This is a genomic window from Tardiphaga sp. (assembly GCF_044336785.1).
Classification (GTDB): Bacteria; Pseudomonadota; Alphaproteobacteria; order Rhizobiales; family Xanthobacteraceae; genus Tardiphaga.
This window is the reverse complement of sequence record NZ_JBIIOT010000030.1, coordinates 23,718-46,112: the sequence shown is the minus strand read 5'-3', so window position 1 is coordinate 46,112 and position 22,395 is coordinate 23,718. Positions and strand designations below refer to the sequence as shown.

The window sequence follows — 22,395 nt, the reverse complement described above, 5'->3', positions numbered from 1 at the left end:
TGCAATGCGCGGCCTGCCCACACGGCAGCCCACGGATTGACGAACCGATCCCGGCCTACTTAAGTCTCTGCGTCGAGGTCTCCGGGTCATGTTCGATCCGGAGCTAAGAGGGAAGCCGGTGCGCGACGAACGTCATGAGTTCGTCGCAAGGCCGGCGCTGCCCCCGCAACTGTAAGCGGTGAGCGAGCGTCCATCAGTGTCACTGAAGCCAGAAGCTTCGGGAAGGCCGGACGTCAGCCACGACCCGCGAGCCAGGAGACCTGCCTCGACAAACTGTACGTCCACGGGCGGGGTGTCCCGGTGGTGCGCTAAGCAGCCTGCCGCATGTGCGGCAGATCATGCCTGCGTCCGCCTTCCCTTTGCCCCCAATCATGGGGTTAAAGCTATGTCGATCTCTTCACTTCCTGTTGCAACGCTCGGTACGCCGCGGATCGGTCCGCGGCGCGAATTGAAATTCGCTCTCGAAAGTTTCTGGGCCGGAAAATCCACCGAACAAGAGCTGCTGAAGACCGCAGCCGATCTGCGCGCCGCCAATTGGGCGCAACAGAAATCACTCGGCGTGACGATCATCCCGTCCAACGACTTTTCACTCTATGATCAGGTGCTCGACACCAGTGTGATGGTCGGTGCCATTCCCAGGGCCTATGGCTGGACATCTGGCAGCGTATCGCTCGCCACCTATTTCGCCATGGCGCGCGGCGCCCAGGGCGATGCACATGATGTAAGCTGTGGTCATGCCCATCACGGCCACGGCGTTGTCGCACAGGAAATGACGAAGTGGTTCGACACCAACTATCACTACATGGTGCCGGAATTCTCCAGCGATCAGACATTCGCCTTGTCCTCGCGCAAGCCGATCGAGGAGTTCGAGGAAGCCAAGGCGCTCGGCCATCACACGCGCCCCGTGCTGGTTGGCCCTGTCACCTTCCTGAAGCTCGGCAAGAGCCACGATGCAGGCTTCAATCCGCTCTCGCTGCTCGACAGGCTCCTGCCCGTCTATGTCGAGCTGCTGCGTGAGCTGGCGAAACGCGGTGCCGACTGGGTGCAGATCGACGAGCCATGTCTCGTGCTCGATCTCGACAGTCCCACCCGCGATGCGCTGAAGCACGCTTATGCAGGCATCTGCGCCAATGTGCCGGGCTTGAAGATCATGCTCGCCACCTATTTCGGCGAGATCGGCGACAATCTCGACACCGCACTAGCCCTCCCCGTGGCCGGCCTGCATATCGACCTCAAGCGCGGCACCGATCAGCTCGTACAGGTGGCATCGCGCATACGGCCGGATCAGGTGCTGTCGCTCGGCGTCGTCGATGGACGCAATGTCTGGCGCACGGATCTCTCCGGCACGCTCGATCGCATCACGCCTACGGTGAAGCAGCTCGGCGCGGAGCGTGTACAGATCGCGACATCCTGCTCGCTGTTGCATGTGCCCATCGATCTCGCGCTCGAAACCGATCTCGATCCCGATGTGAAAAGCTGGCTCGCTTTCTCGCTGCAGAAGATGGGCGAACTCTCGACCCTCGGCAGAGCACTGGCGCAGGGACGCGCCAGCGTCGGCGATGCGCTCGCCGCCTCCGACAGTGCCGTGATCGCACGCGATTCATCGCCGAAGATTCACAATGACGCCGTCGCCAGGCGCATGGCGGGCCTGGACGGCCAGAGCCACAGCCGCAAATCGCCTTTCGCAAACCGGGCGGATATCCAGCGCAAGGCCTTCGACCTGCCCCGCTTCCCGACCACCACCATCGGCTCGTTCCCGCAAACGGCCGTCGTGCGCAATGCCCGCGCGTCCTTCACCCGTGGCGACATCACGCGCGACAAGTATGAGCAGTTCCTCCGCGAAGAGACGGCCGAGGCCGTGCGCTGGCAGGAGGAGATCGGTCTCGACGTGCTCGTGCACGGCGAATTCGAGCGCAACGACATGGTGCAGTATTTTGGCGAGCAGCTCACCGGCTTCACCTTTACCAAATTCGGTTGGGTGCAGTCCTATGGCTCGCGCTATGTGCGCCCGCCGATCCTGTTCGGCGACGTCTCGCGTCCGAAGGAAATGACCGTGGGCTGGTGGCGCTATTCGCAGTCACTGACCAAAAAGCCGATGAAGGCGATGCTCACCGGGCCCGTCACGATCCTGAACTGGTCGTTCGTCCGTGACGATATCCCGCGCAGCGTCGCCTGCCAGCAGATCGCCTTCGCCATCCGCGACGAGGTCATCGATCTCGAAGAGGCCGGCGCCAGGATGATCCAGATCGACGAGGCCGCCTTGCGCGAAGGCCTGCCGCTACGCAAGTCGCAGTGGACAACCTATCTCGATTGGGCTGTGGGCAGCTTCCGCATCACCGCATCAGGCGTGGACGACAAGACCCAGATCCACACCCATATGTGCTATTCCGAGTTCAACGATATCATCGACGCCATCGGCGCCATGGATGCCGACGTCATCTCCATCGAGACGTCGCGCTCCAAGATGGAGTTGCTCGACGCCTTCAAGAGCTACAAATATCCCAACGAGATCGGACCCGGCGTCTACGACATCCACTCGCCGCGCGTGCCGGATATCGCCGAGATGACCGAGCTTCTGGCGCTCGCACGCCAGCGGCTCACCGATGCGCAGCTCTGGATCAATCCGGATTGCGGCTTGAAGACGCGCAAATGGGATGAGGTGAAGCCCGCGCTCGTCAACATGGTCGCCGCCGCCCGCGAGCTGCGAACGGCCTCCTGACCGAATCCGATGACAGCGCATCCCTTGATGCGCTGTCATCCCTCTGGTTGCGCCCCGCCGCAATTAACCGCGCGATAACCATAAATCGGCATGATGGGTGCATCGAATGGAGCGCCATATGGCTAGACAATTCGAATTCATCTGCGCCGTGATCTACGGAGCCGTGCTTATTGTCGGCGTGACAGCCGAAGCAATGCCCTGGTTTGCCGGCTAGGCGTCACATTCCCAAAAGCTAACGCATCGCTCGTCACGTCGAGCGGGCCTCATCGTCACCGGCCTGCCGATGCGCCTGCACCGCGGTGGCGCTCACTCAATCCTTGTATTCGTAGAGCAATCGCGCGCGGATCGTGCCGTCAAGCCCCCGGATGTCTTCCAGCACGCGCTGGCTGTCGGCGGCCGATGCATCCGCATCGAGCACGACATAACCGACATCGTTGTTGGTCTCGTAATATTGCGCGGCAATGTTCACGGAGTGGCGGGCCAGCACTTCGTTGAGGCGGCCGAGCATACCCGGCACGTTGCGCTGGACCTGGATGAAGCGCGTGCCTTGTGGGCGCGGCGGGAGCTGGACCTGCGGGAAGTTGACAGCGCCCACGGTCGAACCGGTGTCGCTGTAGTCGATCAGCTTTCGCGCGACTTCGGCGCCAATGCGCTCCTGTGCTTCTTCCGTGGAGCCGCCCACATGCGGGGTCAGCAACACATTGGGAAGGCCCTGCAGCGGGGTGACGAATTTCTCCTGGTTGGAGCTCGGCTCCACCGGGAAGACGTCCACCGCGGCGCCGCGTAGCTTGCCGCTGCGGAGCGCTTCGGCCAGCGCGTCGAGATCGACCACCGTGCCGCGGCTGTTATTGATGAAAAACGCGCCGTCCTTCATCCAGGAGAATTCGGTCTTGCCGATCATGCCCTGAGTGGCCGGGGTTTCCGGTACATGCATGCTGACCACGTCGCTTTGCGCCATCAGCTCCTGCAGCGTCGCCACCGGCTCGGTATTGCCGTGACGGAGACGATCGGTGTGATCGTAATAGATCACCTTCATGCCAAACGCTTCGGCAAGGTTGGAGAGCTGCGAGCCGATATTGCCGTAGCCGACGATGCCCAGCGTCTTGCCGCGGACTTCGTGGCTGTTGGTGGCCGACTTGTCCCATTTGCCGTCATGGGCTGCGACCGAGCGATCGACGATGCGGCGGAACAGCATCACGATCTCACCGACCACGAGTTCGGCCACCGAGCGGGTGTTGGAGAACGGCGCGTTGAAGACGGGCACGCCGCTGCGGCGGGCCGCATCGATATCGACCTGATTGGTGCCGACGCTGAAGCAGCCGATGGCGATCAGGCGATCGGCGGCGTCCAGCACATCCTGGGTGATCTGGGTGCGCGAGCGGATGCCTAGCAGATGCACGCCCTTGAGGGCTTCCTTCAGCTCGCTGCCGCCCAGCGCCTTGGTCAGGCGCGTCACATTGGTGTAGCCGGCCACATCGATCAGCTCGACGGCGCTGTCATTGACGCCCTCGAGCAGAAGGATCTTGATCTTGTCCTTCGGAAGCGAAAGCTGCGGGGCGGGCATGGCGGTCTTCGACACGGGCGGTGTCCTTTGCAGGGCAGTTGAAAACGACGAAGCAACGGTGGCCCTTTGGGGGCTCCGGCGGGGTCGGACGCCAGACGCTGGTTCGATTTGGCCGCATCTTTAATCCGGCCATCGCCGCCATGCCAAGAGGGCATGCAACAAATTGAAAAATAAGAATTTTTGACTGCCGTCCAGTGGCATGCCGGAGGCCTTGTGGTCGCCCGGAGAGTCGCAGGCCCGTCGCGGAACCGGAACACGCTCCCCGGCATTGTCAGCCGCTCTCTCTGACCATCACACCCCAACCCGCGGTGCCATCATTTCCGACCTCGATCCCGATACCACCGACCAGGACGACCTGCATGGCGGACGCTCGCCCTGGTTCGCCAAACTCCCCCGCCCCGCCCGGCATCCTCTCACCGAAAACACAAGCTGCGACGCACTGATCGTCGGCTGCGGCATCACCGGTGCGCTGATGGCCGAACGGCTGACGCGGCAAGGGCTCGACGTGGTTCTGCTGGACCGCGAATTGCCGGGCTATGGCAGCACCGCGGCAAGCACGGCGATGCTGCTGTGGGAAATCGATCGCTCGCTGAGTGAATTGACCGAGCTTTATGGTTTCGAGCGCGCCGCGCGCGCCTATCGCGCCAGTTTCAATGCCGTCGGCGGATTGCAATCGCTGATGCGCGATCTCGATCTGCCCTGCGATATGCGGACAAAGTCGTCGCTCTATCTTGCCGCCGGTGAGGACGCGAGCAGTCTCATCACCGAGCAGATGTTGCGCGCGCGTGCGGGGCTGCCCGGCACGTTTCTCGATCACCGCGCCCTGTTCGGTGCCTATGAGATCACGCGCGCCGGAGCGATCGTGTCGCCGAACTCCGCTGATTGCGATCCGATGCAGATGGCCATCGGCTTGCTGAACATCGCCCATAGCCGTGGTGGGCGGTTCTATGAAGCGGAGGCGTTGCGCTACGAGTCCGCGCCCCACAGCGTCGGTGTCACGACAAGCGACGGTCGCGTGATCGAGGCTCGTCACGTCATCCTCGCTACCGGTTATGTGATGCCCGACATCGTGGCGACGAAAGTGCAATCACCCTCGTCGAGCTGGGCGATTGCGACTTCGCCACAACCGGACCGGCTCTGGCGCGACGGCGTACTGATCTGGGAGGACAGCAAGGACTATCTCTATGCGCGCACCACGCGGTCGGGCCGCATCATCATCGGCGGCGAGGACAGCGACGAGATCATCGCGCCGGATGCGCGCGATGCGCTGATTGCGGATAAAGCTGACAAACTGCGTCAGCGGCTAGCAGCGCTCTGGCCCCGCGCCGAGCTCAACGTCACGCATCGCTGGGCCGGCACATTCGATACGACGCGTGACGGGCTGCCGCTGATCGGCCCGGTGCCGAAGCATCAAAACCTGTATGCTGCATACGGCTATGGCGGCAACGGCATCACCTTCAGCTACATGGCCGCGCAATTGCTCGGCGATCTTATCACCGGCGAACACTCGCAACTCCTCGACGATTTTGCCCTCGACCGTGACGTTCCCGCCTGAGCTGGAGCTGTTTTGGACTGAGCAGACCCACAAGTCGTCATTGCGAGGTCAGGAAAGGCTTCGGCTTTCCCTTGGCGAAGCGACGCGGCAATCCAGAGTCACGAACTGGATTGCGTCGTCGCAATGACGGCCGGAGCCGCCATGATCTATCTCAATCCGAAACAGCTCTAATCGCAGCGCAGCATCGCTGACATCATTGAGCACTACGCATTCGCAGGCGATAATCGCCGCGGTTTCCAGCATCCGCGCTGATTGACAAGGAAGAGACGATTGTTAGCATACAAGTGATCTCTTGACGCTCCTTATGGGGTTGGTCGGATGAAACCGGCGTCGTTTACTCGCCACGTTCCCCGCACGATGGACGAAGTCGTGAGCGCCCTGGCCGAATATGCACCGCAGGACGGTCGTATTCTCGCCGGCGGGCAGAGCCTTGTGCCAATCATGGCCTTTCGCATGGCACGGCCGGCACATTTGATCGATATCAATGAAGTCGAAGGGATCGATCGTCTCATTGTGCACGGCGATCATCTCTCGATCGGCGCGCGGGTGCGCCACGGCGCCTTCCACAAGCCGGTGATCGACGGCCCGCTCGGGCTGTTGCTGGCTTATGTCGCCCGCCATATCGCGCATTACCCGATCCGCATGCGCGGCACCTTTTGCGGCAGCCTGGCGCATGCCGATCCATCATCGGAATGGTGCCTGGTATCGGCGACGCTCGGTGCAGAGCTGGTGGTGAAAAGCGTGCGTGGTGAACGCATCGTGCCAATCGATGACTTCCTCGAAGGCATCATGACGACAGCGCTACAGGAAGACGAGTTTCTCGCCGAAGCGCGGCTACCGCTGCTGGCACCTGATACAAAATTCGGCTTCTATGAGTTCAGCCGTCGCGCAGGCGATTTTGCCATGGCGGCGGCGCTGGTCACCTATCGCGTAGTGGATGGCAAGATCCGTGATGCCCGCGTCGGCCTCGGCGGCGCCGAAGATCGCGCGCGGCGGATCGCCGAAGCCGAAGAGGTGTTGAACGGACAGGCGCCCTCGCCCGACCTGTTCGTTGCAGCTGGCGAAGCGGCCGCGCGGGCCGTCGATCCCGTGGAGGATATCCAGACCACCGCCGACTATCGCCGCGACCTCGTCCGCGCCGTCACCCGGCGTGCTCTCGAACACGCGCAGCAATGACCATGCAAGGAAAGACCGACCATACCAAGGGATCGGTACCGACCGATCCGTCCGCAACTGCGGGAAACTGCCATGACCGAGAAGAGCGACATCACCCTCACCATCAATGGCAAGGCGCATGCGATCCGCGTCGAGGCCCGGCGCACGCTGGCCGATGCGATCCGCGAGGAGTGCGGCCAGACCGGCACCCATATCGGCTGCGAGCACGGCGTCTGTGGCGCCTGCACGGTGCTGGTGGATGGCGAGCCGGTGCGCTCCTGCCTGATGTTCGCGCAACAGGCGGATAGCCGGCAGATCCGCACCGTGGAAGGGCTCGCCAAAGGCGACGAAATGCATGCGATGCAGCGCGCCTTCATGGACAATCACGGCCTGCAATGCGGCTTCTGCACGCCGGGCTTCCTGATGCTCGCTGTCGGCGTGCTGGAGCGCGAGCCGGATATTTCCGACCACGATCTCGTCGATGTGCTGTCATCGAATCTATGCCGTTGCACCGGCTATCAGAACATCATCAAGGCGGTGCGCGCTGCAGCCATCGAGATGCGGCAATCGTGAGCGCATCAGCCAAGCCGGCGCTGATCGGCCAATCCGTCACCCGCAAGGAAGACGGGCCATTGCTGCGCGGGCAAGGCAGGTTCGCCGCCGACATCAATTTCCCAAACCAGCTCTATATGCGCGTGGTCCGTTCGACCTATGCGCATGGCCGCATCGTCTCCGTCGATCTCGCCCCTGCCCTCGCGATCGCCGGCGTTGTCGCCGCATGGAGCTTCCAGGACGTCGCCGACATTCCGCCGATCGACTTCCGCCTCACCCGTCTCGAACAACTCGCCGCCTATCGACAGACCATCCTGGCGAAAGACAAGGTCCGCTATGTCGGCGATCCCGTCGCCGTTGTGTTCGCCGAAGATCCTTACCTGGCCGAGGATGCTGCCGAGCATGTGGCAGTCGAGATCGAGGAACTGCCGGTCATCCTGCAGGCGGATGGCGACATCGGCGAATTCCGCGACGGCCTGCACACCGAGACGGCGCTGATCGAGAAGAGTTACGGCGATCTCGATTCAGCTTTTGCCAGTGCCGATGCCGTCATCGATCTCGCGCTGTCCATCGGACGCCATTCCGGCGTACCGATGGAAACGCGCGGCGCGATCGGGCGTTACATCGTCGAGACCGACATGCTGGAAATGTATGGCGCCGCCAAGGTGCCGCACTGGAATCGCGACCAGCTGGCAAAGATGTTCGGCCGCACGGCGGCTAACACCAATCTCTTCGAAGGCCATGTTGGCGGCGGTTTTGGCATTCGCGGCGAGATGTATCCCGAAGACGTGCTGGTCTGCCTCGCCGCACTTCGTCTCGGCCGCCCGGTGAAATGGATCGAGGACCGCCGCGAGCACCTGATCGCCGCCAATCATTCGCGCCAGCAGACCCATTACATCCGGGCCGCCATCGACAGAGACGGCAACATCCTCGCCATCGATGACGAATTCTTCCATGATCAGGGCGGCTATATGCGGACGCATGCCGCCACGGTACCGGACCTTACCGCAGCGATGCTGCCCGGCCCTTATCGCATTCCCGCCTATCGTGCCCGCGGCCATATCCGGCTGACCAACAAGACTCCCGGTGGCACCTATCGCGCCCCCGGCCGCTATGAAAGCACCTTTGTGCGCGAGCGCCTGCTCGATGCCGTTGCCGCGAAGGTCGGTATCGATGGCGTCGAGGTGCGCCGCCGCAACCTGATCCCGACCGGCGAGATGCCGTTCACGCGCGCGCTGGAGACGCTCGGCACCGATATCGTGCTGGACTCCGGCGACTATGCAAAACTGCTCGACACGGCGCTGGACGGCATTGGCTGGGCCCCCTTGCAGGCGCAGATCGCCGAACGACGAAAGGCTGGCGAACTGGTCGGCGCGGGCATCGGCATGTTCGTGGAGAAAAGTGGCCTCGGCCCGTTTGACGACGTGTGCATCACGGTCGGTATCGACGGCAAGGTGGAGGTCGTCACTGGCACCGCCTCGGTTGGCCAGGGTGTCGAGACCGTCATCGCGCAGATCTGCGCGGAGAAGCTGGGCGTCAGCTATGACACCGTCAGTGTCATCCACGGCCAGACCGATCGCATCGCCCGCGGCCTCGGCGCTTTCGCTTCGCGCGTTTCGGTCATGACCGGCGAAGCCACGCGGCAGGCGGCACTGAAACTGCGCGACAAGGCCCTTGCCGCCGCAGCGGAGCTGATGCAGCTCCCTGCCGATCAGCTCGACATCGTCGATGGCGAGATCATCCGCCTCGATGGCAGCACCGGCCCGTCAATGTCACTGGCAGAGATCGCCAAGGCGCTCGCGCCCGGCAGCAATCACGTGGGCGACAACGTACCCGGCTTGTTCGCCGAAGCATCGTTCGAATCGAAGCACATGACCTACCCTTACGGCGTCCACGTCGCCGTGGTCTCGCTGGCCCGCGACACCGGGGGCGTGCTGGTCGAGCGTTATCTCGTCGCCTATGATATCGGAAAGGCGATCAATCCGATGCTGGTGGAAGGCCAGATCGTTGGCGGTGTCGCACAGGGTCTCGGCGGCGCGCTGTATGAGGAGTTCAGCTATGATGACCGCGGCGAACCGCTCGCGGTGACGTTTGCAGACTATCTCATGCCGACGGCGCGCGAGGTGCCTGATGTCGAGGTCATCATCACCGAAGATGCGCCGAGCCCGCTCAATCCGATGGGGTTGAAGGGTGCTGGCGAAGGCGGAGCGAATGCGGTCGGTGCCGCGATCGCTGCAGCTATTGACGACGCGCTTGGCCTGCCCGGCGCGATCACGAAGCTGCCGGTGTCGCCGCAGCGGGTGAAGGAACTGATCAATAGTCTTATGGCGAATGAACCGAAGCTGTAATCCGCCGGCCGAGTGCGTGTGGCGAAGAACGGCGGATTACGCTGCGCTCATCCGCCCTACGTGATCTTCTTCAGCAACCTTGTCAGCGTCCGCTGCTCATCGACCGTCAGTGGCCGCAGCGTCTTGGCGGTGACATCCGCCGCAACGCCAATCGCGGCTTCCACCACACGGCTGCCCTTCTCCGTCAGCGATACCGCGCGGCGACGGCGATCATTGGGATCGGCTCCGGTGGCAACGAGATCGCGCAATCCGAGACGATCCACCACGCCCTTGATGGTGGCGGCATCGAGATAGACCAGACGGCCAAGATGATTTTGCGAGCACGGCCCGACTTCATTCAGCTTCGCCATGACGGCAAACTGCGTCTGCGTGAGTTCATCCACCATGTTGGACATGAAGATCGAGGTGTGGCGCTGCATGGCGACACGGAGCAGAAAGCCAACCTGCGCGTCAAGCTCATAGCCGCCCGGGACCTCGGCGCTGGCTGGCGGCTTCACTTTGCCCGATTTCTGCATCACAACGGTCCCGACCTCAGACGCCAACTATGAATGATCCGCGTCAGCAGGAACAGACCAAGTTTTGATCGCTAGACGGTCAAGTAAGCGCGTTGGATATCAACGTTCTCCGCCAGCTCCGCCATGGTCCCATTCCATCGAATTTGACCTTTTTCGAGCACATAGGCGCGATCCGACACCAGTTCGGCGAAATGGACGTTCTGCTCCGAAAGCAGGATCGAAACGCCGGCCTTTTTCAGTTCGAGAATGGTGTTGGCCATCATCTCGACGATCACGGGCGCCACGCCTTCCGATGGCTCGTCAAGCAGGATCAGCAGCGGATTGCCCATCAGCGTCCGCGCCACGGTGAGCATCTGCTGCTCGCCGCCGCTCATGCGCCCGCCCGGCCGGTTCGGCATCTCGCCGAGATTCGGAAACAATGCGAGCAGCTTTTGCTCGGTCCATAGGGGCGCATCAATGCCATCGCTGAATTTGCGCGGCGGCTGGCGGCCGATGTCGAGATTTTCCAGAACCGTGAGATCCGAAAAGATGCGGCGATCTTCGGGGACGAAGCCGAGGCCCAGTCGCGCGATCTCATAGGGCTGCCGGCCGGAGATGTCGTGCCCGTCGAACGCGATCTTGCCGGCGGATTGCGCCATCAGGCCCATGACAGCTTTCATGGTGGTGGTCTTGCCGGCGCCGTTGCGGCCCATCAAGGCCACAACTTCCCCGCGGCCGACCTCGAAACCGAGGTCGTAGAGGATCTGCGCGGCGCCATAGGAGGCGCGGAGGTTCTCGACTGTCAGCATCGGCGTGCTCATGCCCGCGCCTCCGCCTTGAAGGTTTTGCCGGTGCCGAAATAGACTTCCTGCACCTGCGGATTGTCGCGGATCGATCTGGCATCGCCGTCGGCAATCAGTTTGCCGCGCGCCAGCACGATGATGCGATCGGCAAAGGCGAAGACGACGTCCATGGAATGCTCGGTGAACAGCACCGAGATGCCGCGCTCGATCACCAGCCGCTTCACCAGCGCAATCAGATCGTTGCGCTCCTTCGGGGCCATGCCGGCGGTGGGCTCGTCCATCAGCAGCAGGCGCGGATCATTGGCGAGCGCAATGGCGAGTTCGACGCGTTTGACGTCGCCATAGGCGAGTTCGCGGCTCGGGCGATCGGCGGCATCCTGCATGCCGACCTGGGCCAGCAGTTCCAGCGCCTGCTCACGATGCAGCGCGCCGGCCGGCCGCCACAGCCGATAGATCTTGTTCGTATGCGAGAGCAACGCCATCTGCACGTTTTCGATGACAGTCATGGAGTTGAACGTCGCCGCCACCTGGAATGTGCGGCCGATGCCGAGCCGCCAGATGTCGCGCGGCTTGCGGCCGTTGAGTTGGTTGCCCTCGAACCAGATCTCACCAGAATCCGGTGGCAACTGGCCATTGATCATGTTGAAGCAGGTGGATTTGCCGGCACCGTTTGGCCCGATCAGCGCGAGGAATTCTCCACGCTTGATCTCGAAGGACACATCGTTGACGGCGCGCACGCCGCCGAAGGATTTTGACAGCTGCCGAATGCTGAGATCGCTCATGGCGCAGACCTCCGACGCGTAAATAGCTTGGAGAGGCCACCAACGATACCGGCCGGGAATGCCAGCACAAGCAGAAGAATGACGCCGCCGAGCAGCGCGCGCCAGTATTCGGTCGAGCGCATGACGCTGTCCTGAAGCACGGCAAAGACCGAGGCGCCGACGATCGGGCCAGTCAATGTCTGCAGCCCACCGAGCAGCACCATCACCAAGCCGTCAATGGACCGGCTGACGGCAATCGTCTCTGGCGAGATCGATCCCTTGGCAAAGGCGAACAGTCCACCGGCAACGCCGCAGATACAGCCGGCGATGGCAAAGGCCAGCCAATGGATGCGTTTGACGTCGAGCCCGATCGCCTCAGCGCGCAACGGCGAGTCACGCCCTGCCCGCATGGCATAGCCGAACGGCGAGAACAGAAAACGCCGGATCAGGAACACGCCGATAACCGCGAGCGCCAGCGTGAGATAATAGAACATCGGACGGCTCTCGAATGGTGCCGATGGCCACACGCCAAGCACGCCATTGGAGCCGCCGGTGAGCGTTTCCCACTGAAACACGGCCGCCCACACGATCTGCGCAAAAGCCAGCGTCAGCATTGCGAGATAGACGCCAGACAGGCGCACTGCAAACCAGCCAAACAGCAGCGCACCGACAAGTGCCACCAACGGTGCCGACAACAAAGCGAGCCCCATAGGCGCCGCGAACCACTTTACCAGCAAAGCCGCACCATAGGCACCGAGACCGAAATAGGCGGCATGGCCGAATGAATGCATGCCGCCCGGCCCCATGATGAAATGCAGGCTGGTGGCAAACAGAACCGCGATCAACACGTCGATGCCGAGCACCAGCGTATAAGGCGAGCTCTTGGCGATCAGCGGCATGCAGATCAGCACGACCAGCGCGATGAGGCCGCCGATCTTCACCGCGGTCGTCGCCGGGCGCATCGGCTCCTCAGGCTCGGCGACGCTGCGCACGACGCCCTGCTCGCGACCGAGCAAGCCGTAAGGTCGCGCGATCAGCACGATGGCCATCACCAGGAATTCGGCAACCAGCGTCATCTTGGAGAAGTTGACGGTGAACAGGCCAAAATCGACAATGCCGAGCGCGATGCACAGCGCCTTCACTTCGGCGATCAACACGGCGGCCACATAGGCGCCGGTGATCGAGCCCATGCCGCCGACCACCACCACCACAAAGGCGTCGCCGATGACATTCATGTCCGTCGTCAATGTCGCTGGCTCGCGGGCGATCTGCAGCGCGCCACCGAGACCGGCGAGCATCGCGCCGAGCGCAAACACGCCGGTGAACAACATCGCCTGATTGACGCCGAGCGCGCCGACCATTTCGCGATCCTGCGTCGCCGCCCGCATCAAGCGGCCAAAGCGGGTCTTCGACAGGGCCATGTGAAGCAACAACAGGACAACGGGGCCGACGACGATCAGGAAGATGTCGTAAGTGGGTAGCCGTCGCCCCAAGATTTCGATCGATCCCTTCAGCCCCGGCGCGCGCGGGCCGAGCAGATCTTCCGGCCCCCAGAGCCATAGCGCTGCGTCATTGAAGACAAGCACCAACGCAAATGTCGCGAGCAACTGGAACAACTCGGGCGCGCGATAGATGCGCCGGAGCAGCAGGACTTCGATGATGGCACCGAGAATGCCGACCAGAATAGCGGTCAGCACGATTCCGCCCCAGAAGCCGAGCGCGCCACCGATCTTGGTGGCGAGGCTGTAGGCGATATAGGTCCCCAGCATATAGAGGGAGCCGTGGGCGATATTGACGATCCGGGTGACACCAAAAATCAGCGACAGGCCGACGGCGACCAGGAACAGGCCTGATGCCGCCGACAGACCGTTGATCGCCTGGAAAACGAACGCGTTCAGATTCATTGCAGACTCTCTCGCCGCATGGCGGGAGGAACGACGTCGGCGATTAACACACCGCTGTCGTCCCCGCGAAAGCGGGGACCCATAGCCACCGTCGCAGCCGGCGGCGCGGCGCGGGCTACCCCTGTCTCGTCCCGACCACGGCGTCGGAGGGTATGGGTCCCCGCTTTCGCGGGGACGACAGCGGAGCAAGCGACCATCGGCTCGGTGCCTTACTCAGCAGCCGGACGAAGCTTCTTCACTTCGTCGTCGCTCGGCAGCACGCTGGCACCATCGACATATTTGATGTCGCTCATGGTCCCTTTGCCGTTCTCCAGCGCGATCTTGCCGACAAAGGCGCCGGCCGTCGCCTGATGATCACTGGCGCGATAGGTGAACGGACCGAACGGACCATCGACAGCGAGACCGCGGAAGGCCGTGATGAGCTTTTCAGTGTCCGTCGAGCCAGCCTTGGCGATACCGGCGGCAAGCGACTTCATGGTGGCATAGCCGACAATCGATCCCAGGCGCGGATAGTCGTTGTACTTCTTCTGATAGGCGGCCAGGAATGTCGCGTGCTCAGGGATCTTGATCTTGTCCCAGGGATAGCCAGTGACGATCCAGCCAACCGGTGCTTCCTCCTTCACCGGATCGAGATATTCAGGCTCGCCGGACAGCACGCTCACGACCGTGCGATCCTTGAACACGCCGCGCGTGCCGCCTTCGCGCACCAGCTTGGAAAAGTCCGCACCGAACAACACGTTGAAGATCGCATCGGGTTTGGCGTCGTCGATCGCCTGCACGACCGCACCGGCATCGACCTTGCCGAGCGGGGGCGCCTGCTCGCTGACGAATTCGATATCGGGCTGCTTGGCCTTCATCATCTCCTTGAAGGTCGCGGCTGCGGCTTGGCCGTATTCATAATTCGGATAGACCAGCGCCCAGCGCTTCTTCTTCGCCGCCAGCGCCTCGGGCACCAGCATGGCGACCTGCATATAGGTCGTGGCACGCAGGCGGAACGTGTAGCGGTTGCCGTTCTGCCAGGTGATCTTGTCGGTCAGCGGCTCGGCGGCGAGGAAGAACACTTTCTTCTTGCCGGCGAATTCCGTCACCGCGAGACCGGTATTCGACAGAAAAGTACCGGCGAGAATGTTGACCCCTTCGCGCGTCACCAGTTCCTCGGCGACACGCACCGCATCGCCGGGCGAAGAACCGTCATCGCGCGAAATGACTTCCAGCTTCTTGCCAAGCACGCCGCCCTTCGCATTGATCTCTTCGATCGCGAGCTCCCATCCCTTCTTGTAAGGGTCAAGGAAAGCGGTCTGCGTCTTGTAGCTGTTGAGTTCGCCGATCTTGATCGTGTCCTGCGCCGAGGCAGTCCGACCGCATGCGAGCGCCATGGCGCCGGCAATGGCGAGAGAACCGAGTGTACGAGCCGTAATCATGATCGAACTCCCGTTATGATCCACATATGTGTGATCAGCGATTGCGACAGATGAAGTCTGTGAAGATCAGGTGTTGGTGGTGTCGTCGACTGACGCGCGAATTAGTTTGTACGCAAATAGTCCGGCCCACCCATTTTCTTGTCAAGGCTGCACTTACAGCAACATGCCGTGCATGTCGCTGAAGTTTTGATCACGCGCAGCATGCGGCGCGTGACTCGAAGGCGTAGACAAAGCAGCACGCGGCGGCGAAATCAACGTCGCCGCGTATGTGCCGCGACTAGCGGTCGCGGAAGCGATCCATCAGCGCCTTGTCCTGGCCACCGTCGATCTCGATCATGGTGCCATTGGCCATCTGCACCAGCGGCGACGCCAGCATCACCACGAGATTGGCGACCTCCTCGACCTCGGCGATACGGCCGAGCGGGATCGAGGCCGGCGCCAGCTTGTCGGCCTCCTCATAGGAAATCTTCATGTCGCGCGACATGGCGTTGACCAGTCCCGCCCAACGCTCGGTGCGCACCGGGCCGGGGTTCACGGCGCAGAACGAGATGTTGTGGCGGCCATATTGTCCGGCGAGCGACAGGGTCATGTTCTGTCCAGCGGCATTGGCCGCACCCGGCGCGATTTCCCAATAGGATGGCTTGACGCCATCATTGCCGATCAGATTGACCACGCGGCCGCCGCCCTGCTTGACCATGATCGGCAGCGCGTAGCGCAGGCAGCGCACATAACCCATGAATTTGAGCTGCAGTGCCTGCTCCCAATCGGCCTCGGTCAGCGTCTCGATGACGCCGCCCGGCGCCGAGCCGGCATTGTTGATCATCAGGTCGATGGCGCCGAGTTTTTTGTGGGCGGTCTCGACGAAATTCTTGGCATCCGCATCCTTGGTCAGATCGGCAGCGATCGCGACGACCGTCACGCCGGTCGCGCTTCGGATTTCCTCGGCGGTCTTTTCCAGCGGCTCGATGCGCCGGGCGCAGATGGCGACATTGACGCCCTCTTTCGCCAGCGTCATGGCGATGCCCTTGCCGATACCCTCGCTGCCACCGGTGATGAGAGCGCATTTGCCTTTGAGCTGGAGGTCCATGAGATCGTCCTTCTGGGTTGGAAGAGAGGAAATCGAGCGGTCGGTGGTGTCAGCTCCCGGTAAAACGCGGGAGCCGCTTCTCGGCGAAGGCGAGCCGGCCTTCGACGTAGTCGGCGCTGGCATCGGCATCGGCGTAGAAGCGCCAGGCCTCAGCCATGAGATCGGCATTGCTGGTGGTCAACGCACGGATCGCGGCCTTGGCGGCCTTGATCGTCAGCGGCGCGTTAACGGCAATCTTTTGCGCAAGTCCTGCGGCGAGCGCCGACACCTCGTCCTTCGCGGCCAGGATGTGCACGGCGCCGAGCTCATAGGCCCGCGATGCCGGCAACCGATCCGCAGTGAACAGCACCTGACGCGTCGCACCTGCACCAAAGACGCGAATAAATCTTGTGATCCCTCGCGGATCATAACCGAGGCCAAGTTTCGCGGCCGGGACAGCGAAGAACGCATCCGACGCAGCGATCCGCATGTCGCAGCTTGCGGCAACCGACGAGCCGGCACCCATGCAGCCACCGAAGATCACACCGATGGTCGGCTGCGGGATTGCCTCGATGGCCAAGCAGGTGTTTTCGACGAGATCGTCATAAGCGCGCGCATTGCCTTCCCCTGATCGCGCCGTCGCGAAATCGGAGATATCGGCGCCCGCCGAGAACATCTCCTCACCCTCGCCGCGGATGATGACGACGCGGACATCCTTGCGCGTCGCGACCTGCTGGGCGAAGGCGCCGATCTTGTTCCACATCACCGTGGAGATCGCATTGCGGCGCGCCGGATTGGCAAGCCGCAGCGTCGCGATGCCGTCTGCAATATCGATGGTGATATCGCCGGGCGCTGCCATCGGATCAGACCGCCGGCCGGTGCGACATCCAGCGACCGGACTCGGCCGCCGGGAAGAGTTCAGCAAGCGCAGCGTTAAAAGCCGCCGGCTCCTCGCTCGTGATCGTGTGACCGGCACGCGGCAGCACAAGCAGGCCCGCTGTCGGCACCGTCCGCTTCAGGAAGATACTGGGATCAAGGCACCAGTCGTCTTCGTCGCCGACGATGATCAGCAGCGGCAGCGTGAATGTCTCGAGCTGCGGCCTCATCTCCCACAGCATCGGGCGCTTGGCCTGCAACTCGCGCATGGTGAGCGCGTGACCGACCGGCGAATGATCCGCTAGCATCTTTGCGAATTCCGCAAAACCGCGCGGGTCCTTGTTCTTATGGGTCTGCCGCGTCGCACCGTCGGCATAACGCGCTGCCGCCTCTGGCCAATCCACCGTCTCGAACATCTTTGCGGTTTCGCGCGAGGCCGCCCGACCCTGCTCGACAAAGGCCGGATCGGGGCTTGAGCCATAGCCGCAGCTCGCGGCCGTTACCGACAGGCAACGATCGGGATAATGAATACCGACATGGAGCGCCGTCGATGCCCCCATCGAATGGCCGACAATATGCGCCTTCTCGATGCCAAGGCCGTCCATCAGCGCGATCACATCGTTACGCGCGATATCCTGTCCGTATTTTATTGGATCCGTCGGCACATCTGATGGCGGATAGCCGCGCTGACTATAGGTCACGCAGCGATAGGAGCGCGCGAAGTAACGCAGCTGCGGCTCCCAGGTGCGGTAATCGCCCGCATATTCGTGCACGAAAATCACAGGACTCCCGGTGCCGACCTCCTCATAATAGAGCTTCGTCCCGTCCGGCGTCGTGAGGTGCGGCATGTTCGCCTCCTGCAAGCTAAGAGCAGATTTCATTTGCGCACATACAAAATGCTAGTAGCGTTATTCCAACTGAGCAAGAGGATTTAGTGAATGTAATTTTGGCATATCGTTTGCTTACAAATGAATGCCGCACTGCCGCATGACGAGATCGAAAAGCTACGCGCCAACAACGTTTGCCACCACGTTTTCGGGGAGATGTTCATGACCGGACTTTCGCGACGCGCCTTTACCTTGAGCACCGCTGCTACACTGCTAGGCACGACATCGATCAGAATTTCATCGGCGCAGGCACTTCCAAAAATCCGCGTCGGCAGCCTGACGCTTCCGGTCTTTGCGCCGATCATCGTCAACATCATGAAGGCGCAGAAATTCGATACCAAGCATGGATTTGAAGCCGAGGTGCAGACCTATCCATCCTTCTCCGCTTACTATGCAGGCCTCGCCACCGGCGAAATCGACACGCTGATCGGCGGCCCCACCTACTTCCAGAAGCTCCGCCTCGAAGGCGTCCCGCTGCGCATCGTCGCCACCGGCGCGACGCTGGCGGACCTAGTGATCATCGCCAAGGATCCCGCCATCAAGTCGATCGCCGACCTCAAGGGCAAGCAGCTCGCCGCCGACATGGGCAGCGGACAATTCCAGATCCTGTCGATCTACGCGAAATCCAAAGGCATCGACCTCAGTAAGGACATGACCCTGGTCAGCGCAAATTTCGCCGTTGCCCGCGCACAGCTGGCAGCGGCGCGCGTCGATGCGGCGATGATCATCGAGCCGATTGCCACCATGATGATGAAGGAAGATCCGAGCCTGAAGATCATCTTCAACGCCAATGACGCGTGGAAGGAGATGGCCGGTGTGACGGGCTGGGAGCTCGTCTATGCCATGCGCGAGGACACCATCAAGAAGAACGCCAATGCGCCGAAGCAATTCGTCGCAGCGCTCGCGGATGTCACCAAATATCTGCATACCGATCCCGATGGCGCCGACAAGATCGCCGTCGAGACCGTAAAACTTCCGCCAGGCATCTTGAAAGAGGCGGTCCACGCCAAGCGTTGGGTCTTCGACGCGCGGCCGGCATGGGACGCAGCGGAGAAGAAGAGCATCTGGGATACGTTCGAGCGCGCGGTCGCCGCGGGCTTCCATCCAAAACTGCCTGACGACGCGATCATCTATGCCCCCTGACGAGGCACGCACCGCAACGCCGTTCGAAGAGCCGCGTCGCCCACCGATGATGCCAAGCCTGCCGCGCGAGACGATCATCTCGATCGTGCTGTTCGCGGCGGTCTGGCAGATCATGTCCTATCTGGCGCCGTCGCTTGGCATTCCCGCTTTCGCGATCCCCGGCCTCGGCCGGATCGCCGAAAGCCTCATGAAGATCACGCCGATCGATGTCGCCGTGACGCTGGGCCGCGTGCTGCTGGCGCTGTTTGTCTCCTTCATCATCGGCATCTTCGTTGCCATGCTGATGTATCTGTCCGACAGCGTCGAGCGCTATCTCCGGCCGATGGTGCGCATCCTGATGGCGGTGCCCGTCGTGTCCTGGATCCTGTTCGCCGTGCTCTGGTTCAAGGGCGTCGAATTCCGTATCGTCTTCGTGCTGGTCGTGGTCTGCGCGCCGGTCTTCACCGTGGATGCGCTCGACAATATGCGTGAGGTCTCGCGCGACCTGAAACAGATGATCCGCTCCTTCCGCCCCACCCAATTCCAGTTCTTCACCAAGCTGATACTGCCGGCGATCACGCCGGGCATCCTCACCAGCTGGAAAATCACGCTCAGCCTTGCCATCCGCGTCGTCACGATTGCCGAACTCGTTGGCGCCGTCACCGGGATCGGGCATCGCCTGTCGGTGGCGCAGGAGCTGTTCTCTGTGGCCGATGTCTTCGCCTGGACATTTGTGCTCGTCGTCCTGCTGTTCCTGCTCGAAGCCCTGATCGTGCAGCTCGAAACCCGTGTGCTGAGGTGGCGCGCATGACCGGCGCATCCGCCCCTATCGAAATCGCAGGACTGCAAAAGGTGTTTCGGCAGACGACGACGGGCGAATCCATCGTCGCCATCGATCAGCTCACGCTCCACATCGCGCCCGGTGAACTCGTTGCCATTGTCGGCAAGACCGGTTGCGGCAAGTCGACCTTGTTCGATCTACTGATTGGCCTGGAGCATCCAACTGCCGGGAGCATCACCATCGGCAGCAAGACGCCCTATGACGACTTCAATGACTTTCGCGGCAAGATCGCGACGATCTTCCAACAGGACCGGCTGTTTCCGTGGCGCTCGGCGCTCGACAACGTCAAGCTTCCGCTCGAACTGATCGGCATTGCCGATGACGTGCAGCAGGAGCGCGCGATGTTCTGGCTCAAGCGGCTGGGCCTTGAGAACTTTGCCAATGCCTATCCGCGCGAACTCTCGGGTGGCATGCGGCAGCGCGTGGCCATCGCGCGGGCTTTCGCGGTGCAGCCGGAGATCCTGCTGGCCGATGAATCCTTCAGTGCGCTCGATGAGGTGACGGCCAATGACCTGCGCCAAACCTTCGTCGATCTCGCCCGCGAATTCCGCTCCACAGCGATCCTGATCACGCATCAGCTCGAGGAAGCCATGTCGGTCGGCGACCGTATCGTGGTGTTCGGCAAGTCGGCGGCGCTGCTGGCGGATATCCGGATGAAGGACTGGGACCGCAGCGACCACCTCCTGCTGCGTTCCGCGATCCAGAGCACATTGCAGGGCAATGCTCCGGACGAGCGATTGAAACGCCGATCGTAGGGGTGGTTGAGCGGAGCGAAAACCCACCAAGTCCTGCGCGTGGTGTTGATGGGTTTTCGCTCCGCTCAACCCATCCTACATCCTCATCCGCAACCACCGCTTGCGGATTCCGGATTCAGCCATTCCGTTGACATCCTTTCGACCCGCAGATACGCAAATTTACGTAATCTGCGTCGTAGCTGCGGCCAGGCCGCGCAAGGATAAATGCCGTGACAGGCATGTTTTGGGGAGTGGCGTTGCCATGATGGATTTCGCCACCCGGGTCCATAACCACAATTATCGGCTCGATCCGATCATCCGGTCGCTGCTGGACACGGATTTCTATAAATTCCTGATGCACCAGTTCGTCTGGATGCTCTTTCCGAAGGTGCCCGTCACCTTCAGCCTGATCAACCGCACCAAGAGCGTGCGCCTCGCGGAGATCATTCCTGAGGCCGTTCTGCGCGCGCAGCTTGATCACGCCCGCACCCTCACCTTCCGCGAGAACGAGTTGATCTGGCTCGCCGGCAACCGCTTCTATGGCCGCCGCGACATTTTTCGCCCGGAATATATCGAATATCTCCGCACGTTCCGCCTGCCGGACTATCACCTCGAAATCGTGGATGGCCAGTATGTCCTCACTTTCGAGGGCGATTGGGCTGCGGTGACCATGTGGGAGATCTATGCGCTCGCCATTGTCAGCGAGCTGCGCTCGCGCATCGCCATGGCGTCGCTGGACAAGTTCGAACTCGACATTCTCTACGCCCAGACCAAGACCAAGATCTGGAACAAGATCAAAAAGCTGAAATCCTATCCGGACATGCGGCTCGCCGAGTTCGGCACCCGCCGGCGCCACGGTTTTCTGTGGCAGGAATGGGTGACCGATGCGATGGCCAATGAGCTCGGTCGCAGCTTTGTCGGCACCTCGAACGCCCTGCTCGCCTTCAAGCATTCGTTCGAGGCCATCGGCACCAATTCGCACGAACTGCCCATGGTGTTCGGCTGCCTCGCCGACAGCGACGAGGCGCTGAAGACTGCCCAATATGACGTCCTGGCGAAATGGCAGGAAGTCTATGATGGCGAATTGCTGATCATCCTGCCCGACACCTTTGGGATGACCCAGTTCCTGCGCGATGCCCCAGCCTGGGCGTCGAAATGGACGGGCATGCGCATGGACAGCAAGGAGCCTGTTGCTGCCGGCGAGGAAGTCATCGCCTGGTACGCCATGCGCGGCGAGGATCCGCGCAAGAAGCGCGCGATGTTCTCGGACGGGCTCGAGGTCGACCTGATGATCGACCTTCATCAGCGTTTCCGCGGCCGTATCCGCGAGAGCTTTGGCTGGGGCACCATGGCCACCAATGATTTCCGCGGCGCGCATCCGCGCGGGCTGGATACGCTCGATCCGATCAGCCTGGTGTGCAAGATCACCGCGGCCAATGGACGGCCCGCGGTGAAGCTGTCGGATAATCCGGCGAAGACGACCGGCGGCAGCCAGGAAGAGATCGATCGCTACCTGCGCATCTTTGGCCGCGAGGGCGTGGCTGAGCAGAAGGTGATTGTGTAGCTCCCTCCCCTTCTCCGCTGTCATCGCCC

At 62.0% G+C, this 22,395-nt stretch carries 18 protein-coding genes and 1 riboswitch; of the genes, 9 read left to right on the top strand and 9 right to left on the bottom strand.

What is annotated here, in order from left to right; genetic code table 11:
• Positions 1-58 precede the first annotated feature (58 nt).
• Positions 59-283: riboswitch (cobalamin riboswitch) on the top strand.
• Between the two features lie 102 nt (positions 284-385).
• Positions 386-2,719 carry a 5-methyltetrahydropteroyltriglutamate--homocysteine S-methyltransferase gene (gene metE, locus ACIQ2A_RS11235; RefSeq protein WP_398478952.1) on the top strand — a complete coding sequence of 778 codons (2,334 nt, stop codon included), beginning with the start codon at positions 386-388 and terminating at the stop codon, positions 2,717-2,719.
• 310 nt (positions 2,720-3,029) lie between these two features.
• On the opposite strand, the gene serA is transcribed toward metE, so the two are convergent.
• On the bottom strand, positions 3,030-4,283 hold the full coding sequence (serA, locus tag ACIQ2A_RS11230; protein WP_398478969.1) for a phosphoglycerate dehydrogenase: 1,254 nt from the start codon (positions 4,281-4,283) through the stop codon (positions 3,030-3,032).
• A 313-nt stretch (positions 4,284-4,596) separates the two neighbouring features.
• On the opposite strand from serA, the gene ACIQ2A_RS11225 reads away from it, so the two are divergent.
• The 4 genes from ACIQ2A_RS11225 (at position 4,597) to ACIQ2A_RS11210 (ending at position 9,893) form a co-directional block, all read left to right on the top strand.
• The gene (locus ACIQ2A_RS11225; RefSeq protein WP_398478967.1) at positions 4,597-5,838 is read left to right on the top strand and encodes an NAD(P)/FAD-dependent oxidoreductase; all 1,242 of its coding nucleotides are present in this window, start codon (positions 4,597-4,599) and stop codon (positions 5,836-5,838) included.
• A gap of 318 nt (positions 5,839-6,156) precedes the next feature.
• Entirely contained in the window at positions 6,157-7,014 is an 858-nt protein-coding gene (locus tag ACIQ2A_RS11220; RefSeq protein ID WP_398478950.1) for an FAD binding domain-containing protein, read from the top strand.
• Positions 7,015-7,086: 72 nt separating this feature from the next.
• Positions 7,087-7,566: a (2Fe-2S)-binding protein gene (locus ACIQ2A_RS11215; protein WP_398478948.1), complete on the top strand. Its 480-nt coding sequence runs from the start codon at positions 7,087-7,089 to the stop codon at positions 7,564-7,566.
• The gene (locus tag ACIQ2A_RS11210; protein ID WP_398478945.1) at positions 7,563-9,893 is read left to right on the top strand and encodes a xanthine dehydrogenase family protein molybdopterin-binding subunit; all 2,331 of its coding nucleotides are present in this window, start codon (positions 7,563-7,565) and stop codon (positions 9,891-9,893) included. The genes ACIQ2A_RS11215 and ACIQ2A_RS11210 overlap by 4 nt, the downstream gene beginning before the upstream one ends.
• Before the next feature lie 56 nt (positions 9,894-9,949).
• Here ACIQ2A_RS11210 and ACIQ2A_RS11205 read toward each other — a convergent pair whose 3' ends face one another.
• From ACIQ2A_RS11205 to ACIQ2A_RS11170, 8 genes are all read right to left on the bottom strand, one after another.
• A complete protein-coding gene (locus tag ACIQ2A_RS11205; RefSeq protein WP_398478943.1) occupies positions 9,950-10,408 on the bottom strand; it encodes a MarR family winged helix-turn-helix transcriptional regulator in 459 nt (152 codons plus the stop codon).
• 71 nt (positions 10,409-10,479) lie between these two features.
• Positions 10,480-11,208: an ABC transporter ATP-binding protein gene (locus tag ACIQ2A_RS11200; RefSeq protein ID WP_398478941.1), complete on the bottom strand. Its 729-nt coding sequence runs from the start codon at positions 11,206-11,208 to the stop codon at positions 10,480-10,482.
• Positions 11,205-11,972, bottom strand: coding sequence for an ABC transporter ATP-binding protein (locus ACIQ2A_RS11195; RefSeq protein ID WP_398478938.1), 768 nt, complete (start codon positions 11,970-11,972; stop codon positions 11,205-11,207). The genes ACIQ2A_RS11200 and ACIQ2A_RS11195 overlap by 4 nt, the downstream gene beginning before the upstream one ends.
• The gene (locus ACIQ2A_RS11190; protein WP_398478936.1) at positions 11,969-13,855 is read right to left on the bottom strand and encodes an ABC transporter permease; all 1,887 of its coding nucleotides are present in this window, start codon (positions 13,853-13,855) and stop codon (positions 11,969-11,971) included. The genes ACIQ2A_RS11195 and ACIQ2A_RS11190 overlap by 4 nt, the downstream gene beginning before the upstream one ends.
• A 209-nt stretch (positions 13,856-14,064) precedes the next feature.
• Entirely contained in the window at positions 14,065-15,276 is a 1,212-nt protein-coding gene (locus ACIQ2A_RS11185; RefSeq protein ID WP_398478934.1) for an ABC transporter substrate-binding protein, read from the bottom strand.
• Positions 15,277-15,553: 277 nt separating this feature from the next.
• The gene (locus ACIQ2A_RS11180; protein WP_398478932.1) at positions 15,554-16,363 is read right to left on the bottom strand and encodes an SDR family NAD(P)-dependent oxidoreductase; all 810 of its coding nucleotides are present in this window, start codon (positions 16,361-16,363) and stop codon (positions 15,554-15,556) included.
• Positions 16,364-16,412: 49 nt separating this feature from the next.
• Positions 16,413-17,201 (bottom strand): enoyl-CoA hydratase-related protein, encoded by a 789-nt coding sequence (locus tag ACIQ2A_RS11175; RefSeq protein ID WP_398478929.1) that lies wholly within the window; start codon positions 17,199-17,201, stop codon positions 16,413-16,415.
• 4 nt (positions 17,202-17,205) lie between these two features.
• On the bottom strand, positions 17,206-18,066 hold the full coding sequence (locus ACIQ2A_RS11170; RefSeq protein WP_398478927.1) for an alpha/beta fold hydrolase: 861 nt from the start codon (positions 18,064-18,066) through the stop codon (positions 17,206-17,208).
• 201 nt (positions 18,067-18,267) lie between these two features.
• Between ACIQ2A_RS11170 and ACIQ2A_RS11165 the strand changes: the two genes are divergently transcribed.
• The 4 genes from ACIQ2A_RS11165 to pncB all read left to right on the top strand — a co-directional run bounded on the left by ACIQ2A_RS11165 (position 18,268) and on the right by pncB (position 22,366).
• Entirely contained in the window at positions 18,268-19,248 is a 981-nt protein-coding gene (locus ACIQ2A_RS11165; protein WP_398478925.1) for an ABC transporter substrate-binding protein, read from the top strand.
• Positions 19,238-20,038, top strand: a complete 801-nt coding sequence (locus ACIQ2A_RS11160; RefSeq protein ID WP_398478923.1) for an ABC transporter permease — start codon at positions 19,238-19,240, stop codon at positions 20,036-20,038. The genes ACIQ2A_RS11165 and ACIQ2A_RS11160 overlap by 11 nt, the downstream gene beginning before the upstream one ends.
• Entirely contained in the window at positions 20,035-20,823 is a 789-nt protein-coding gene (locus ACIQ2A_RS11155) for an ABC transporter ATP-binding protein (protein WP_398478920.1), read from the top strand. Before ACIQ2A_RS11160 ends, ACIQ2A_RS11155 begins: the two co-directional genes overlap by 4 nt.
• Positions 20,824-21,064: 241 nt before the next feature.
• Positions 21,065-22,366 carry a nicotinate phosphoribosyltransferase gene (gene pncB / locus ACIQ2A_RS11150; RefSeq protein ID WP_398478918.1) on the top strand — a complete coding sequence of 434 codons (1,302 nt, stop codon included), beginning with the start codon at positions 21,065-21,067 and terminating at the stop codon, positions 22,364-22,366.
• The last annotated feature ends 29 nt before the right edge of the window (positions 22,367-22,395 follow it).